This is a genomic window from Polynucleobacter sp. MWH-Adler-W8, assembly GCF_001889925.1.
Classification (GTDB): domain Bacteria; phylum Pseudomonadota; class Gammaproteobacteria; order Burkholderiales; family Burkholderiaceae; genus Polynucleobacter.
The window spans coordinates 1-11,174 of record NZ_LZFI01000017.1; the positions used below are offsets into that span (position 1 = coordinate 1).

Genomic DNA, 11,174 nt, shown 5'->3' on the forward strand with positions numbered 1-11,174 from the left:
AAATAGGATCAAGCATCCTGGGCCCTGGTCGATTCCGCCCCGGGCCACCAAGAAACATCAACACCACCTTCGGGTGGTTTTTTCATTTGTGGTTTTGTGACGTCGTTTAAAACGACAAAAGATGAGGGGGCAACTTTCACCCCCTTATTGTGGCAAGCCTAGTTCTTGAATAGATTTGCTAAGAACGCATCAATTTCTCGAGTTGCCTTTTGCGTAGCATCATCATCTTTGCCCACGTGAGGGTTTAACTCAACGCAAGCATCAGAGTATTTGAACTCTTGATTTGTTTGGGTGTTAATCAAATTGCCCGCTGTCTTTTCAACAATCCTACAAGACCTAACAGTTTGTGCGTCTTTTGAAACTACAGGAGGCGCGGCCCCCAATGGAGAATCAAATGCGTGTGGGCCAAAGTCATACTCAAACATCTCTACATTTTGGTTGGCCGCTTTTAATTTACCTACGTAATCTCTACAAGCAGTTATAGGGTTGTAGTCATCTGTGATGCCGTGATGAAGCTGAATAGGCTTACCAGTAGTCTTTGTGTCACTGATGTAGCTTGTCACACAATCGGCATAAAACGGAATGTGTGCGGCAAATACAGTTCCACTCTTATTCCACATCTTATTAAATCGCTCTACGCTGGCGAATAGAGTTGCTTGCCCGCCCCTAGAAAAGCCCATCATTACAAACTTGTTGGAATCAAGACGTGGGTGCTTAGCCAAAATTTCCATTGCTTTATAACTATCAAGAGCAAGATTCAATCTGCCAAGTAGGGCTTGATTAGGGCCCACAACCGTTAGACCTCTTCCTGTAAAGCCATCCATACTAAATGTGGCATAGCCTTGTCCTAGGAAGTGATTGGACCAATAGTCGATGTTTGCCCCCATACCGCTTGAGCCGTGTACCAAAAAGATGACTGGAATTTTTTGACTTACTGGTTTGGGTGGAAAGCGAAGAATGCCGTTAACAGTTACCTCCTTGCCATTTTTGTCCCCGAGCAAAAACTGCTTGTCAGATATTGTTAAGCTCGGAATGGAATAGATTTCTGAGCGTGGCGGGTAAACGATATCAGTCCCAGCCTGCGAGCAAAAAGATACAGCCGCCAGAAAGACTACAAGTAAATACTTCATTAGATTTTGTCCCCAGTGTTTTTATTGATTTATATTGCCAAAAAATAGTAGCAGAATCTACGCCGAAGATCCTTAGTGGAAAGCCCTTGGAAGCTAGCGTCAGACATCCTGGGCCCTGGTCGATTCCGCCCCGGGCCACCAAGAAACACCAAAACCACCTTCGGGTGGTTTTTTCATCAATAGCGTCTAGAATGGCCGATGTTGTATTTCATATTGCGGCTCTTTAGCTCGCTTCCATTGGCAGCCATTCAAATTATTGGCGCTGGCACAGGTGTATTGGTTTACTTGTTTTCTTACAAATATCGAAGACGCCTATATAAAAATCATCAGAGCGCAGCCCATTATTCGGGATTCAAATCAACCCCGTGGAGGGCGGCTGCCGAATCTGGAATGATGTTTGCTGACACCCTATGGATTTGGAGACATCCAAAATCTTCTCTCGCTAAAACAACCATAGAAAACTTAGGTCAAATTATTGAGTTATCCAAAAATGGAAAGGGAGTAATTATTCTTGCTTCACATTTTGGTGGATTTGAAATAGTGCCTCGTATTTTTGCCGAACATACAAGAGCGACGGTAATGTATAGGCCTGCTCGAAAGGGGTGGGTGAATAAGTTAATGCTTAAATCTCGCCAGCATTCTCAAATGGTATTTGTTGAGGCAAACATTGGTGGAGTACGTCAAATTAAGCGTGCCTTAGTAAGGGGTGAGGTAGTTGGACTATTAGCAGACCAGGTTCCTAGTGTTGGCGATGGAGTATGGGCTAAATTTTTTAATCAATACGCCTATACAACTTCATTTCCAATCAAATTAGCTCGTCAAGCTGATGTAGCTATCCTTTTTGTTGGGGCAGAAAGATTGGGTCTGGGGAGGGGTTGGATCGTTAAAAGTCGACTAATGACAGAAGCTTTTCCCGATTGCTTGGTTGATGCCTGTACAGAAATGAACCGTTATTTTGAGGGGTCAATAATATCCAAACCAAATCAATATATGTGGTCTTATAACCGATACAAAAGACCTGTTGGAGCTGAATTAGCGCCCATAGATTAGGGCATCCTCGGCACTGGTCGATTCCGCCCCGGGCCACCAAGAATTTAAATAGCCCACTTGTTGGGCTATTTTCTTTTAAGGTTTGGCAGGGTTAGACGTCATTAGACTTGGATATCCCCCATCTAGCATGTCCTTTAAAAAGACAAATCAATTATTCATCCCTGTGTCGGTCAAGCGTCCATTTAAGCGACGCTCATCTATGGTCAGTACTTGCGATGTCGTTTTAAACGACATGTCATAGCATTTAGTTCAAGGTAGTAATATTCGAAATAATGAAATACGCCAACGAACTCTTTTTTGCCGCACTTTCCCTAATAATGTGGGGGTTAGTTTTTGGTTCAAAATATTTAATCTCAGCAAAGAAAATTATTCAACCTGAGGGATTTTGGTACTTAGCCCTTATTTTGGAGGCAACTAGCTTTTCTTTTTTTGCTATTGCCCCAGTTATTGAGATAAAGCTCCTTACATTAGCAAACACTTGCCTTCTTGGTGGCTATATCTATTTGGCATCATATTGCCGATCCCTAAGTCAACCCATCTCCCGACTGTTTAAGTGGGGAATCTTGCTTGCAGTGTTGACCATTGGATTGATATTCGAATATCTGATGCAACGAGGGACATTTATACAAAGAGTGGGCTTCGTTATGGTGTTGACTGACCTAGCAATTATTTGGCAATTATTGGAATTGAAGCGCCTTCATAAATTTCGGATTGATTTGCCAATATTCTTGATATTCACGATGGTTGGAGAATTAATATTCGTCACTACTAGATTAGTCATCCTTGTTTATATTGATCCACCATCTTTTATTCACTTGTATGATGAGCCAACCTTGACTGCGGCGGTGAGGTGGATTTTATTCTCATTAACAACCCTTTCTTATATAGCAATTATTGCCTATTCATTAAGAAAAATTACCATTGAGAATACTCAGACCATTAGAGAAAACCAAAAAATTACTGAGCTCTTGAAAGAAAAAGAACACTTAATCTATGGCTTATTGAAAGCCAATAAGACCGCGGCTACTGGTGCTCTATCCGCATCCATTGCTCACGAGCTTAATCAACCGCTTGGCGCCGCTAATCTCAATATCCAGTTTCTCAAGATGAAGCTAGAAAAAGGGGTTCTTAATCCTGAGTTGGGCAAAGAGATTCTGGATTCTTTAGAAGAGGACAATAAGAGGGCGGCAACAATTGTCAGATCTCTCAGGTCAATATTTACTGAGGGTGAGTCCAATGCTCAAGAAGTCCGGTTGAGTGATTTGATAGCAAAGGTTCTAGATATTGTTAAACCTGAGCTTAAGAATAAGAACATCCAAATTCAATTACGGGTCGATGATGATTTGGTGATCAGAGTTAACTCCTCTGAAATTGAACAAGTCATATTGAATTTGCTTAACAATGCCGCCCAGGCTCTGGCTAACTCAGGAACACTCCAACGACGTATTGCTATAGAAGCAATTAAAACTGGCAATTCAGTTCAATTAAGCATTTCTGATAATGGGGCGGGCGTTCCAGAAGACTTTAAATCTCAACTATTTGAGTTGCTAAGCACAACTAAGCAGACTGGTATGGGCCTAGGGCTATGGCTCTGTAAGCATATTGTTACTAGATATAGTGGCTCGATCCATTATGAGGACGCAGTTGGAGGCGGAGCTAAGTTTGTTATTGAATTGCCTCTTAATTAGCCGATGAGCTAATTGACCCCAGTCTTCATGAGGAAGACCATAGAGACCTATTCGTTCGGGGTTTTATGAACTTAGCAGAAATACAATCCTTTAAGCAAATTGGCAGACGCCTTCGCAGTGAGCGTGAGGGGCGAGGCCTAACTTTGCCTGCGGTTGCTCGATTGTGTGGAATGAGTGTTTCTGAATTAGTGCGCATTGAAAACGGCGAATTATTGGGATTCAGGCAGGCACTTGAAGATGCCTTAACTAATGCCGAGGTATATGCCAAGGCATTAGATGTTGAGTTAGATAGTGGGGAGAGACAGCATTCTGGAATGGCATCAATAAATGCTAAAAATGATGATGTTTTTATTCCAGTCTTTTTAAGAAAAAAATAACTATTTCGGTTAGTACGTAAAGACTATTTAAAACAGAGTCAGGCATCCTAGGTCCTGGTCTATTCCGCTCCGGGCCACCAAGAAAGACCAAAACCACCTTCGGGTGGTTTTTTATTTGGTGCTGACGGATAAGGTTCCGTTGTAATAAGATCAAAAAAATGCCCGCATACTTCTGCGGGCAAAGATGGTTACTGCGAGAAAACTGTTCTTAATTTGAGCAAGCTTGATTTAGGTAGGTAATCACCCCATCTTTAGTAAAGCCAATTTTGCCCACCTCTAATGTTGATGCGCTTACGACACCTACAAACAATCCAATAACAAACCCGATAACTAAATGTTTTATCCCCATTTTCTTCTCTCACAATTATGTTGTTAGCAGTGAGTCAATACTCTGCTTGTGCCAATTAGAAAAACTTGTCCTAAGTCAATTTTCTTGCCAAGTGTGGGTAGTACTTTAGTTCTAATGATGATTTTTCGTACTAAAAAACGCTATGAGGATTTCTATTTTTGCGGCGCGATAAAGAATTTTTAATACCAACCAAAGATTAGATATCCTCAGGTCCTGGTCGATTCCGCCCCGGGCTACCAAGAATCCTAATAGCCCACTTGTTGGGCTATTCTCTTTTGCGGCTTGACCGCTATAAATTTCGGATATCCCCATCTAGAAATGCCCTTTAAAGGGACGAATCAATTACACGTCCCCGTGTCGGTCGATGTCGTTTAAAACGACAATTCTTATTATGCTCAAGGGTTAGTCCTAGCTATATTCCATCGCACTTAGCACTATCTTAAATTGTCATATAAAAGGCCAATTCAAGATAGTTATCGATTGGAGGGGACATTAACCACCTTTTGGGTGATTTTTTATTTAAGGTAAAAGATAGGGAGTTCGGTATGAAAGTATTGTTGGTCACGCTATTTACATTTTTATTCTCCGCGACAGTTTGTGCAGAGAATTTACCCGGCGGATTTATTACAGTTAAAGAAGATCAGATTGTTTGGAAGACCAATGAAAACGGCGTCAAGCAAACCACCCTATACGGAGACCCTAGCAAGCCAGGAATTTATGTGGTCCGCAATATTTTTCCTGCGGGGGTAATGAGTGCACCCCATTCTCACGATCAAGATCGATTTGTTACGGTAATCAGCGGGGTCTGGTATGCAGGTATGGGTCCTGAGTGGGATCTAAAAAAGAATATTCCAATGCCAGCAGGTAGTCTGATGTTTCATCCGGCTAACGGCATACATTTTGATGGCGCCATGGCGGCTGATACCCAAGTGCAAATTATTGGTATGGGGCCAGTGAAGACAGTTTGGATTTATCCCAAGGAAGATCATTTTGGAAAACCCCATAAGTTAAGCCAATAGGAAGAAATCCTAGGTCCTGGTTCGATTTCGCCCCGGCCACCAAGAACCACTAAAGCCACCTTCGGGCGGTTTTTTCATTTGAAGCACCACTTCGATTCTTTTGTCGTGATATTCTGATTTTGTAGTTTATAAAAATAAATTGGAGACAAAATGAGGCTAATCAAGGTTCTAGTTGCGGCGTTGCTTGCTATCAACTTTTCAAATGTAATGGCAGAAAAAAATAATTCAGGTAGCGTACAAAGTGCTGAGCACTGGGTTCAAAACGGAGACATCAGGATATATGTTTGGGAAAAATTTACTGTTAGTCCAAAAAATAAACCGGTGATTGTTTTAGCTCACGGCTCTGCTACAGCTGGCAAGGAATCCTTTGATTTGCGAGTTCCAAGTAAGCCAGACATTAGCCTAATGGATGTGTTGGCCAAACAAGGCTTCGATGTATTTGCTTTGGACATTAGAGGCTTTGGAAGATCTACCCATCCAGAGCAACATTTCACTACAGAGGACGCCGCCAGCGATCTAAACGCAACCGTTGATTTTGTAATGAAATCTAGAAATATTCCCAAGGTAGGCTTATTGGGCTGGTCTTATGGGACTCAGTATAGCGGTTTGTTTGTAATGGCCCATCCGGAAAAAGTAGATCGATATGTTTCTTACGCGCAGATGGGTATCGATAGTATCGATATTGGCAAGCGTAGAGCCAATCTAAAAACATATCAAGATAAGGTTTACATTCAAATTCCTGAGGCTGGTTGGCATGGCCGCTTTTATTCTCTGACCCCCAAAGAAGATAACTTCCCAGAAGCCGTAGATGCCTACGCTAAGAGTGCCGCAGCGATTGAAGTAAATACTGCGACTAGCCCACAATTAGACCTAGTGACTAAATTACCAATGCTCAATCCAACTCAAATTATTGTGCCCACCATGATCATTCACGGTCAATATGATGATGTGGCTGATACTAAGCAATTAATGCCCTTCTTTGAGCAATTGCCTAATGCCAATAAACGATATGTAGTTGTGCCTAATGCGGGTCATATGATGATGTATCAGAGGGGTTACAGCATCTTCCAGCAGGCTGTTGCCGACTACTTTAAGGAGCAGTTCTAAAGACATTATGCATCCTCGGCCCTGGTTCGATTCCGCCCCGGGCCACCAAGATTCACAATAGCCCACTTGTTGGGCTATTTTTATTAGAAGTCCTCAATGGCGCCTCTACCTTGCTATTAGCGTAGTCGGTCACTTTCCATAGAGTCAATCCGTCAATCAGGATGCCACCACTCTGGCTCTAGATTGGGATATCAGGGTCATCAAATGTCCTTTAAAAGGACAAGTCAATTATTCATCTTTGTGTTGGCAATGTCGTTTTAAACGACAAATATATTTAGGGATTACAGTAATCGCACTTTGATGGATCCGCCTTGATTTGATCCAGCAACATTTCTTCTTTTTTGTACGCACACTTTACGCATGACCATACATTAGCTATTGGCAGATTTGTTAGCGCTTCACAGCTAGAGCATGGCAAGCCCTTCTTTCTTTCTGTGATCCAGAAGCCAGGCGACTCACACTCTGGGCATACAGAATTCATCTTTCTTGAGAGATCTTGTGTAGCCTTCAATATGTTAGACATACGCGTGGGATTGGTATGTGCTCTTAAATCATTCTCTACAAATACATTTCCCTTTTTTGAAAGGTTAGTTGCCCAATCAAACGCTTCTTTCAAAGACTCAAGATCTTTGATTCCTTTACGACACTCTGGGTGATATTCATCATCAGGTCGAACGACTAATTGATGGGTAGTAAATTGTGCCTCTGAAAGAAGCGCATTTAATTCATCCCAACTTGATACTTGCCGGCTGGTGCTTTGAGCGTGCCCGCCAAAAAAACCAATAACTTCAAGTTTGCGTATGTCATCTATTAAAACTACTAACTCGTAATTCCAAGGAAGCATGCCCGTATAGGGATCATTATCAAAAGCACCTTCGCTGGCAATGCCAAGCATAGAATCTGATAATTCCATTCCAACCCTAGCCTTTTTTCTGGCGGCATCTAGTTGGGAGCCATATCTTAGAATATCTCTAGTAAAGGTACCTAGTTTGTCTGTGTCATACCCAGAGATATGGACAACTTCTAAGCCATTAGAGTCAAGGAGTTGTGGACAAATGACCGACTCTTTGCCATGTTGAGTTAGCAAACTCGCCTTGAGTCCAGAATAGGGTTTTGGATGAGTTGGCATTTTATTTGGATGTTTTTAAACAAAATATTTGGCTACTGCGCTATAGATTGGAATGCCTAAGATAATATTTAAAGGGAAGGTGATGCCAAGGGACATGCCCATATACAAGGCTGGACTTACCTCGGGCATTGCATGGCGCAATACTGCTGGAACCGCAATATAAGAAGCGCTTGCCGCCAAAATCATCAAAAGGATCGTATCTCCCAGAGAGATATGAAATATATGGCATAAACCCAAGGCAATCATCGCATGGGTAGGCGGCGCGATGAAGGCATAAGCTAAAGTCACCGAAGGCTTGCCTTTGAGCTCCCCTAAACTCTTGGCGGCAAGCAATCCCATATCGAGTAAGAAGAATGCTAATAAACCCTTAAATAAATCAATCGAAAAGGGCGCCATAACTTTATGGCCCGAATCACCTGAAATGAGCCCTACTACTAAGGCTCCTAATAAGAGTAGTTGCCCACCATCAGTAAATGATTCGTGAAGTATCTTGCCCAATGAAGTGTGGCCACTGGCATTGCCTGAGCGTTGTTGACGAATTCTGTTGGCAAGAATGATGGCGATGATGATGGCGGGCGACTCCATGAGGGCCATTGCCGCGGCCATGTGTCCGCCATAACTAATACCGCTTTGATCTAAGACCTGTGTAGTAGTAATAAAAGTAACCGCACTAATAGATCCGTAAGTAGCGGCAATCGCGGCGGCATCCAGTTTATCTAGTTTGTATTTAAGACAGTTGTAGCCCAATAGCGGAATGGCTATTGCTAAAGTGATCGCCAGACCAAGACTAATAGCAATCTCAGGAGTAAAGCCTGATTTGTTTAAAGCAAATCCACCTTTTAATCCCAGAGCCATCAGTAGATATAGCGAAAGAAATCGAGAAATGGGCTGTGGAATTTCTAAATTGGATTTCACGAGGCCCGCAAAGATGCCGAAGATGAAAAAGAGGATGGTGGGATCTAGCAAGATATTCATAAATTGTCCTTTGAGGCGATCTTAGGGAAATTTATATGTAAAGTAAAATCGATATTAATACGTTTATATATAGGTAAATGCTGATGAATATTACTTTTAGGCAGTTAAGACTATTTCTCGCTCTTGCTGAGACTGGAAGCGTTAGCGCGGCCGCTCGCATGGTTCATGTTACCCAACCAACGGCCTCTATGGGCTTAAAAGAAATTACGGATGCTGTTGGAGTGCCCCTCTACGAAGTGGTAGCCAGGAAAGTACATTTAACGCAAATGGGTCATGAGTTGGCTAAGACGGCTCGTGCGATTTCTGGGGAGTGGGATTCTTTCGAACAGCAAGTCAATAGCGTCAAAGGGTTAACACGAGGAAAGTTAAAAGTAGCAGTGGTAAGTACCGCTAAATATTTCATTCCCAGAATATTGGGAACTTTTTGTGCGAAGTATCCTCAAATCGATATTTCTCTAGAGGTGCTCAATCGTGATGGTGTAGTGAAAAGATTGGAAGAAAACTTGGATGATCTTTACATCATGTCCCAGCCACCACTTCATCTCGATATAGAAGATGAAGTGTTTATGCCCAACCCTTTGTTATTAGTTGCCCCAAAAGATCATGCTTTTGCCAAAAAAAAGAATATTGATATCAGTACGCTTAAGAGTGAAAAGTTTATTTTTAGAGAAAAGGGCTCTGGTACAAGAATGGCAACGGATGCTCACCTTAAGCGACTAAAGTTCAAGCCTGATGTTAGGTTAGAGCTAGGGAGCAATGAGGCAATTAAACAGGCAGTTATAGGTGGTCTCGGTATCGCAGTTCTATCCAAGTATTCTCTTGGTGATAAGATTGACCAAGAAGAGGTTGCCATATTGAAATGTAAAGAATTTCCTATTAAATCAAGCTGGCACCTTGTGAGTCCCAAAGGCAAAAAGTTATCTCCAATAGCCACAATCTTTAAGAAGCATCTATCTCAACAGGCTCAAAGCTGGAAATAGAGTCAGGCATCCTGGACCCTGGTCGATTCCGCCCCGGGCCACCAAACTCAAATAATGCCCTGCTTCGTGCAGGGCATTTTCTTTTGGTCGGGTGGGTGAGATGGCCACTTGACAAAGCGTACGCTTTTACGTACTATATTGAAAAGGAGTGAAATCATGACCACATTAACCGCAAGTGAAGCTCGAGCAGGTCTCTACCGTTTAATTGATCAGGCGGCAGAGTCACACAAGCCAGTAGTCATTTCTGGTAAGCGAGCAAATGCTGTTTTAGTTTCTGAAGAAGATTGGAGTGCTATTCAGGAGACGCTTTATCTATTGGCAATTCCAGGAATGCGTGAGTCAATTAAAGAGTCAATGGCTGAGCCTATTACTAAAAGTAAAAGGGCATTGAAGTGGTGACTTGGAATTTAGCTTATTCCAAATATGCCATTAAGGATGCTAAAAAACTATCTGCCGCAGGTCTTAAAGATAAAGCCCAGGCTTTACTGGATATTTTAGAAGTAGACCCTCTCCAAAATCCGCCACCTGATGAGAAGTTGGTTGGTGATTTAAAAGGGGCTTACTCACGCAGAATTAATATTCAACATCGCTTAGTTTATGAAATTTTGCGCAAGGAGAAGACGGTTCGAATCCTAAGAATGTGGACTCACTACGAATGAAGTGGGCATTAGCCTAAAGCAGAGTCAGGCATCCTCGGTCCTGGTTCGATTCCGCCCTGGGCCACCAAGAAACACCAAAACTACCTTCGGGTGGTTTTTTCATTTGGTCAGACGTAAAGGTTGCTTGCCCCAGGATTTTTAACCATAATTGCTTACTCCAAAAATCATATGTACAATGTACATATGATTTTGTTACGATTTGAATGGGAACCCAGAAAAGCTTCAGCCAATCTGAAGAAACACGGCATTTCTTTTGAAGAGGCGAAATCTGTGTTTTATGATGAAAGTGCTAAGTTAATTTCCGACCCCGATCATTCGGAGGATGAAGACAGATTTATCTTGCTGGGAGTAAGCCATTTTCTTCGTGTAATTTTGGTTTGCCATTGTTATCGAAGCGAGGGTAATGTCGTTCGTATTATTTCGGCTCGTAAGGCAACCCCTAAAGAGTCAAAAGCTTATTAAAGGTGATGAAGATGCGTAAAGAATATGATTTCTCAAAAGCTCGTAAAAATCCATATGCTTCTATGCTCAAGAAGCCCATCACCATTAGATTGGATGAGGATTCAGTGAGTTACTTCAAATCTATATCAGAAGAGGTGGGCATTCCTTATCAAAGCCTCATTAATCTCTATTTGCGTGATTGTGCGTCATCTCGTAAGAAGTTAAACCTTAGCTGGAAGTAGTCTAGAGCTAGAGTCAGGCACCTTGTAG

13 protein-coding genes are annotated in these 11,174 nt (G+C 42.2%); 10 read left to right on the plus strand and 3 right to left on the minus strand.

The features are described from left to right. Window positions 1-158: 158 nt before the first annotated feature. Window positions 159-1,130: a dienelactone hydrolase family protein gene (locus AOC28_RS10985; RefSeq protein ID WP_072584022.1), complete on the minus strand. Its 972-nt coding sequence runs from the start codon at window positions 1,128-1,130 to the stop codon at window positions 159-161. A 390-nt stretch (window positions 1,131-1,520) separates the two neighbouring features. Here AOC28_RS10985 and AOC28_RS10990 point away from each other — a divergent pair, with 390 nt between their 5' ends. The 5 genes from AOC28_RS10990 (at window position 1,521) to AOC28_RS11015 (ending at window position 6,720) form a co-directional block, all read left to right on the plus strand. Continuing rightward, window positions 1,521-2,180, plus strand: coding sequence for a lipid A biosynthesis acyltransferase (locus AOC28_RS10990; RefSeq protein WP_158009065.1), 660 nt, complete (start codon window positions 1,521-1,523; stop codon window positions 2,178-2,180). A 644-nt stretch (window positions 2,181-2,824) separates the two neighbouring features. After that, complete coding sequence (locus tag AOC28_RS10995; protein WP_158009066.1) at window positions 2,825-3,868, plus strand: ATP-binding protein; 1,044 nt, start codon at window positions 2,825-2,827, stop codon at window positions 3,866-3,868. A gap of 65 nt (window positions 3,869-3,933) precedes the next feature. After that, entirely contained in the window at window positions 3,934-4,245 is a 312-nt protein-coding gene (locus AOC28_RS11000) for an XRE family transcriptional regulator (protein ID WP_072584025.1), read from the plus strand. A gap of 894 nt (window positions 4,246-5,139) precedes the next feature. Next, entirely contained in the window at window positions 5,140-5,613 is a 474-nt protein-coding gene (locus tag AOC28_RS11010; RefSeq protein WP_072584027.1) for a cupin domain-containing protein, read from the plus strand. A gap of 207 nt (window positions 5,614-5,820) precedes the next feature. Further along, entirely contained in the window at window positions 5,821-6,720 is a 900-nt protein-coding gene (locus AOC28_RS11015) for an alpha/beta hydrolase (protein ID WP_158009067.1), read from the plus strand. Between the two features lie 274 nt (window positions 6,721-6,994). Here the strand turns inward: AOC28_RS11015 and AOC28_RS11020 are convergent, their stop codons facing one another. Further along, a complete protein-coding gene (locus AOC28_RS11020) occupies window positions 6,995-7,849 on the minus strand; it encodes a DUF6671 family protein (RefSeq protein ID WP_072584029.1) in 855 nt (284 codons plus the stop codon). A 15-nt stretch (window positions 7,850-7,864) separates the two neighbouring features. After that, on the minus strand, window positions 7,865-8,824 hold the full coding sequence (locus tag AOC28_RS11025; RefSeq protein ID WP_072584030.1) for a sodium-dependent bicarbonate transport family permease: 960 nt from the start codon (window positions 8,822-8,824) through the stop codon (window positions 7,865-7,867). A gap of 83 nt (window positions 8,825-8,907) precedes the next feature. Here AOC28_RS11025 and AOC28_RS11030 point away from each other — a divergent pair, with 83 nt between their 5' ends. From AOC28_RS11030 to AOC28_RS11050, 5 genes are all read left to right on the plus strand, one after another. Continuing rightward, window positions 8,908-9,804, plus strand: a complete 897-nt coding sequence (locus AOC28_RS11030; protein WP_072584032.1) for a LysR family transcriptional regulator — start codon at window positions 8,908-8,910, stop codon at window positions 9,802-9,804. Between the two features lie 156 nt (window positions 9,805-9,960). Then, window positions 9,961-10,203: a type II toxin-antitoxin system Phd/YefM family antitoxin gene (locus AOC28_RS11035; protein ID WP_072584031.1), complete on the plus strand. Its 243-nt coding sequence runs from the start codon at window positions 9,961-9,963 to the stop codon at window positions 10,201-10,203. Then, window positions 10,200-10,463 (plus strand): Txe/YoeB family addiction module toxin, encoded by a 264-nt coding sequence (locus AOC28_RS11040; RefSeq protein ID WP_072584033.1) that lies wholly within the window; start codon window positions 10,200-10,202, stop codon window positions 10,461-10,463. Before AOC28_RS11035 ends, AOC28_RS11040 begins: the two co-directional genes overlap by 4 nt. A gap of 183 nt (window positions 10,464-10,646) precedes the next feature. Beyond that, window positions 10,647-10,925 (plus strand): BrnT family toxin, encoded by a 279-nt coding sequence (locus tag AOC28_RS11045; protein WP_072584035.1) that lies wholly within the window; start codon window positions 10,647-10,649, stop codon window positions 10,923-10,925. Between the two features lie 11 nt (window positions 10,926-10,936). Continuing rightward, window positions 10,937-11,146 (plus strand): BrnA antitoxin family protein, encoded by a 210-nt coding sequence (locus AOC28_RS11050; RefSeq protein ID WP_072584034.1) that lies wholly within the window; start codon window positions 10,937-10,939, stop codon window positions 11,144-11,146. Window positions 11,147-11,174 lie beyond the last annotated feature (28 nt).

What these genes read in the sequence shown, in the direction of transcription:
- AOC28_RS11050 (WP_072584034.1), top strand. Translation starts at nt 10,937, where the DNA reads ATGCGTAAAGAATATGATTTCTCAAAAGCTCGTAAAAATCCATATGCT.
- AOC28_RS10990 (WP_158009065.1), top strand. Translation starts at nt 1,521, where the DNA reads ATGATGTTTGCTGACACCCTATGGATTTGGAGACATCCAAAATCTTCT.
- AOC28_RS11020 (WP_072584029.1), bottom strand. Translation starts at nt 7,849, where the DNA reads ATGCCAACTCATCCAAAACCCTATTCTGGACTCAAGGCGAGTTTGCTA.
- AOC28_RS11010 (WP_072584027.1), top strand. Translation starts at nt 5,140, where the DNA reads ATGAAAGTATTGTTGGTCACGCTATTTACATTTTTATTCTCCGCGACA.
- AOC28_RS11035 (WP_072584031.1), top strand. Translation starts at nt 9,961, where the DNA reads ATGACCACATTAACCGCAAGTGAAGCTCGAGCAGGTCTCTACCGTTTA.
- AOC28_RS11030 (WP_072584032.1), top strand. Translation starts at nt 8,908, where the DNA reads ATGAATATTACTTTTAGGCAGTTAAGACTATTTCTCGCTCTTGCTGAG.
- AOC28_RS10995 (WP_158009066.1), top strand. Translation starts at nt 2,825, where the DNA reads ATGGTGTTGACTGACCTAGCAATTATTTGGCAATTATTGGAATTGAAG.
- AOC28_RS11015 (WP_158009067.1), top strand. Translation starts at nt 5,821, where the DNA reads ATGGCAGAAAAAAATAATTCAGGTAGCGTACAAAGTGCTGAGCACTGG.
- AOC28_RS11045 (WP_072584035.1), top strand. Translation starts at nt 10,647, where the DNA reads ATGATTTTGTTACGATTTGAATGGGAACCCAGAAAAGCTTCAGCCAAT.
- AOC28_RS10985 (WP_072584022.1), bottom strand. Translation starts at nt 1,130, where the DNA reads ATGAAGTATTTACTTGTAGTCTTTCTGGCGGCTGTATCTTTTTGCTCG.
- AOC28_RS11000 (WP_072584025.1), top strand. Translation starts at nt 3,934, where the DNA reads ATGAACTTAGCAGAAATACAATCCTTTAAGCAAATTGGCAGACGCCTT.
- AOC28_RS11025 (WP_072584030.1), bottom strand. Translation starts at nt 8,824, where the DNA reads ATGAATATCTTGCTAGATCCCACCATCCTCTTTTTCATCTTCGGCATC.